Genomic DNA, 910 nt, shown 5'->3' on the forward strand with positions numbered 1-910 from the left:
ATGGGTCGCCACGCCATGGAATCGCTCCATCCACCCCTTCAACCGCCGGTGATATCCGTTCACATGCTGGATGTGGTATGCCCCAATGACTCGCTCACCTCGACGGTTGTGCACCACCTGATGTGTTATGCCCCGCGCTTGGCTGAAACTGGCATACACCCCTGCACCATCACTGCAGAGCACTGCATCGGGCGCGATGAGTGGCTGCAACACCGCTTTCACCGTCTGCGCATCCAGCCTTTCCAGTTGAAAGTCGGCTTGATGGCCCGCCCTGTCCTGTACCACCATCACCGGGATGTAATCCCGCCCGGTCCCCCGGGTGCGCCCTTTCCCGCCACGATGTCTTGCCGGGCGAGGCAACCCTCGCTGCCCCTTGAACGATTCGAGGAAGAAGGTTTCATCCACTTCCACGATGCCTTCTTCCCGTGTTGCCTGGTGGTTTGCCATCGCCTTCAGGAAGCGGTGACGCCACAAGAAGGCGGTGTTCTTGCAAACACCGCATCGGACGGCGGCCTGGCGGACAGTGAGCCCCTCAATGAGGGCCTGGGCGTAGTCCTCCCAATGCTCAGCCTTACGTAATCTGGCCAAAGGCGTCTTGGTGAGGAGGGAGCTGGTTCGCCGACACTGCTTGCAACGGTAACGACGCAGCCCACGGCTCCAGCCCCAGGGGGCTAGCTGGGTGGCATCCGCCTGACAGTGGGGACAGCCGCAGCATGTGGGTAACTGGGCATGGAGGGACGTAATCGGGTGTGGAGCGGCGAGCTCATGCTGAGCGACACGGCGCTGACGCAGAGTAAGTAATGGAAAGAGGGACAACAGGTGTTGGAAGGCTGGGGTATCCATGATGGAGGTCCTCATGGTGATGACCTACTTCCAGATTAGCCTTCCAACACATAATTGGGACAGCGCC

The 910-nt window shown here is 60.3% G+C and carries 1 protein-coding gene; it reads right to left on the bottom strand.

Annotated elements, in window-relative coordinates; genetic code table 11:
• On the bottom strand, positions 1-843 hold an 843-nt coding region (locus tag ACB033_RS22620), incomplete at its 3' end, for an IS1595 family transposase (RefSeq protein ID WP_371140778.1).
• Positions 844-910 lie beyond the last annotated feature (67 nt).

The sequence above is a fragment of the Aeromonas sp. S15(2024) genome (assembly GCF_041402265.1).
Lineage (GTDB): Bacteria > Pseudomonadota > Gammaproteobacteria > Enterobacterales > Aeromonadaceae > Aeromonas > Aeromonas dhakensis.